Source organism: Vibrio olivae (assembly GCF_042428525.1).
GTDB lineage: Bacteria > Pseudomonadota > Gammaproteobacteria > Enterobacterales > Vibrionaceae > Vibrio > Vibrio olivae.
In genome coordinates, this window is record NZ_JBHMEP010000029.1 from 1 (window position 1) to 4,398 (window position 4,398).

At 41.1% G+C, this 4,398-nt stretch carries 3 protein-coding genes; all 3 read right to left on the bottom strand.

The genetic code is table 11. The features are described 5' to 3' along the window. Nucleotides 1–195: 195 nt before the first annotated feature. On the bottom strand, nt 196–2,433 hold the full coding sequence (locus ACFFUV_RS23135; RefSeq protein WP_390198229.1) for a coiled-coil domain-containing protein: 2,238 nt from the start codon (nt 2,431–2,433) through the stop codon (nt 196–198). A 327-nt stretch (nt 2,434–2,760) separates the two neighbouring features. After that, complete coding sequence (locus ACFFUV_RS23140) at nt 2,761–3,495, bottom strand: BRO-N domain-containing protein (protein WP_390198232.1); 735 nt, start codon at nt 3,493–3,495, stop codon at nt 2,761–2,763. Between the two features lie 194 nt (nt 3,496–3,689). Further along, nucleotides 3,690–4,058 (bottom strand): hypothetical protein, encoded by a 369-nt coding sequence (locus tag ACFFUV_RS23145; protein WP_390198234.1) that lies wholly within the window; start codon nt 4,056–4,058, stop codon nt 3,690–3,692. Nucleotides 4,059–4,398: the final 340 nt, after the last annotated feature.

The window sequence follows — 4,398 nt, forward strand, 5'->3', positions numbered from 1 at the left end:
AGTTCAAAAATTAATAATCCTGGGATCGTGATATATGTCACCATCAAGGCACGTCATGTCATGCAATTGGTATTAATAAGAACCGGTACAAGACAAAAAAATCCGGAACGTATCACTACGGCCCGGATTCATGCAAATTTATAAATTCAATGTTTCAATGCTCGAAAGAAAACGTCTCACGACGTCAAAGAGAGATTAATTACACGAAAAATCTCGCATCAACTTATTTGTATTAGCAGTGTATTCATTAATTATCTTACTGGATGAGGGATTATCCTCTACCCTTGATAGACGGTTATCGTCACTTCTTACCGTAACGTCACCTATCTTTCGTACCATACTATCCTGATATGATGATGGGTCCGAATATATAAAATTATCCACGAAGCTATATATCCCGCCATTAACCGTCTCACCCACCTTCTCATATAGACCAGATTGGAAAGACACGAAATCATCATACCTTCCACGAGCCAAGAACAAGCCGTCCGGTCTCGCCTCGACACCGCCGTTGACCTCCCGGAGCAGGCCCGGATTCCTTTGGTATAGATATCGATAAAAACCGACATCCATCATCCTATCCTGTCTATCCAGATAGAAAAGATCCCTCATGCTGCTGTCGCTGGACTCGATAGCCACGTCAAACAGAAGATCCCTTACCTGACCTTCCGGCAGCGACATCTCTATGTTTTTTAACGTACCTCTGTCATGGTGGTTCAAAGATACATTATAAAATCCATTAAAATCAAGGAAACGTAAGACATTATTATATAAATCCGATTTTTTTAACCTTTCCTTGATCTGGATCTTCCTCAACGATGTACAGGATTTGATAAAATCCCGATCCTTTCCCTGCCTAGCCTCGTATCTCCTGAACTCCCGATCAATATCGACATCATCCACCTTAGAGGTAACGGGATGTTGATATATCAATCTGGCAAGGATCATACTCTCCGTATTGGAGGATGAGATGTTATCCATAACCAACTTCTTGATATTATCCTTGACCACGCCAATATCAGATCGAGAAGCCCCATGGGGAACCACGCCTGTAGGTAAGTACGAGGGCTGGGCTATCCCGATATCAGCCAGCACCTCATAGGCCTGATCGGTGTCGGTTATCGGGGTCGTGTTATGGTATATATTTCTACCTACATACAACATGTTCCTGTCATACATATCGGAAGGAGATGTTTTCCCGGACCTTACATACACCATCCTATCCCCGGTAAAGTAAGTATCCTGAACCTCATATATCGGATTCCCTTTCCCTGTTATCCTATCAAGATCGGAAATAAAGTCATCATATACCGGATCACCATTCTGTATAGAAGATAACATGACATCCAACGATGCCATAAGGTCACGGATATCCTCCGGCCTAGATATAACCATCTCATCGCTAATCGCCTCGCTTATATCAACGCCCATATCGGAAAGATCCATGGCTATGTCATATAGACGTCCGGCAACATCCTTGATGTCCTTAAAATCGTCCATATTGATCATTTCCCCAACCTTATCCCTTAGACCTTTCATGTCCTTAGGCATACTGATATACGGTATGGTGCTATTGGAATATGAGTCGGTAATCGTATTCCCATCCTGATCCCTGACCTCCATACGGGTCATATTACGATATGTGTCATACATCCGATCGGCGTAATCCTGATCCTCCTGATACCGGAGCGCCAAGGAAGGGTATGGGACTGAGGCGAAAGCCTGATCGAACTCCCGGCGGTCGCTGATACCGCCTACCGCCCTCATGATCGTATCCCTTACCTCCATTGGATTCAAGACTCTTCTCTTTCCCAATGAATCATACACATCCTCATATATCATATAATCATCACCAAGGCCTGATTCGGAGGACAAGAAATATGTATCCTTCTCATTGAGATCCCCCTCAGACATAAAATCGACAATCCTCCTCATCATATCCCTTACCCGCTCATACTCCAATCGGTTAGTCATGATATTATCAATCTCATCAGCATCATACATCCCGGATCGTTCAAGATTATATCTGTTGATGAATATATCACCGCCGGAAAGGAAGTTAGATACGATCATATCGTTAAGATCATTGATATTATCAACGCCCAGGGAAGTAATGGTATTATTGATATCCTTAACCTCGTCAGCCATGAAATTACCCACAGCATAATTCTTTTGTTTGATAAAGGACATGACATCATCATACCTAGGCTCCCCATTGCTATCTAAGCCGTATTCTGATGGCATGGACATCCAATCGCCAAAGAAAGACACGAAGTCGGGGGAGTAGGCCGTACCCCAGACCGATAAGGCCTGCTTCTGGTCGCCAAGCACCTCCATCGCCCTTTGGTATAATCCGGATGGTTGGTCGTTCGGGGCAAGGACATTATCTACCCCACCCTCCTTATTTTTTATAACATAACAAGATCTACCCATAGCTAAATCGTTTTGTTACAAAGATATGAAAATCCCGCCTACTCTCACGAGCGGACGGAAGCCAAATAACAATAATAACAAACCTTATGTTTCTATTGAAAAGTACAAATCATTTTGCCGATCCTCACGGACAAACAAAAAACTCAATCCTAAAACTATAAAAACGAAACTTATTGTTTAGCAAAAATATTTTTATCCGATCTACTGAGAACCCTACCTTTCAACTCCAAGAACCTAGGCATCCATTCCCTAGATATCTTAGACACGATCCACTGGAATCCCTTAGGAGTCACATAGACGGTGTTAGTCCCATAGAACTCATCGTCATCACGATACCTGTAACGAGCGTAACCACGATCTATCATCCTTTTGGGAAAGCAACCATCTCTTACCGGTTTTGGCGAAGAACTTATTATCCTCAAGCAATATACGAAGATTCTTCTCCGCTATATCATACCCATGAGCCTCCAGCTTTTCCCGAACCTCTCTGATCAACATATCTGTCTCTTGGGCTATTTCGGCTGTCTTAGCAAACTCAACCATAGGAACCTGTTCTTTGATGATATTATCAGATATCCTTTTGGCTTCCTCTGCCGCTTTTTTCGCCTCAGCTAACGCACGCTTCTCCTTTTCCGATTTAAGTAAAGCCTCTAATGCCTCTATATAATCAGATGGAAGTTCATTCTTTGATGGCATAGAATAGGAGCCTGTTTTTCTAATAGAAGGAAGAACCTCCGATGTTACCCATTTTTTGAATTTCTTGGCAGATTCCATCTTAGATGACATAATCAAAGAATACATCCCTGATTCATTGATTAATTTGATCTCCCTAACAGCCTGATTTATAAGGGGGTTTATTTTAAACCCCATTGATTTACAATCACTTGCAAGAATGATAGAATCCTCATCATCAACAAACCTTTTTACAGCGTTCCCTAAGTTTTCATAACCAAGACATCTGGCTATGTCATTACCAACAAACCATGGATTGCTTTTCTCGTCTAATAATACTCTTACATCCCCAAAATCAGGATTCTCAAACAATTTTAAATTATCATCCATAATATAAAACAACGAGAGCCACCAGCGTCCGTTACTCCACTGATAGCTCTCATTTATCGCCTACGCCTAAGCGATATTAATATCTTCTTCTGGTCTAGCAACGGATAGACACCGCAAATATAGACACTTATTTTAAAACAACAAACAAATAGGAGATATTTTTACAAAAAAACGTAATCAATTATATTTGTCTATCATATAGACGAAATATAACTATATCTATCCTCCATCATCATCACCACCTTCTTAATATCAGATAAAGTTAATTTCTTTATCTCCATATTCCTACTATCCATCCTGACGAAAGAGTCCTTGAACTCCTGCTCGGTTATGGCATCCAACCTAAATAGATTGTATTTTATAAGTAACTGGGTTACGTCAAATATCAGGATATTAAGATCAATATCATCCTTCAACTCATTAAGAAGATCACGCATCATTTCCTCAATGGCGTCGGTATAAAGCTCCAGTCTCTCGGCCTCCCTCATCAACCTCTTAATGATGCCATTGTACTCGATTATGATATTAGCATTATCATCATCGGTAGGTAGAAGAATATCCATCGTACATTCTATACCTATCTTATCACTAAGTCTTTCATTAAACTCCGTCATATAATCGAAAGCCTGATCTCTGCTTAAAGCGCATGAATGGTCAAGCAACTGCTTTTGTCTGTTATTGACAAGATAATGACTGGTGTATAACATCATCAAGATCTTCGCTCGCTGGATGCGTAGGTCTTGCATAATTTTCCGGTGTAAAAAAGAATCTAATTGCATGGTACAAAGAGTCCCCACCGGGGCCATCACACACCCGACAGGGATCAACTTTTAAATATCTTACTCGTCAGGTGATGGACTGACACCGCGAAGATAAGTCAAGATAATTTATTTAGCAAGGATC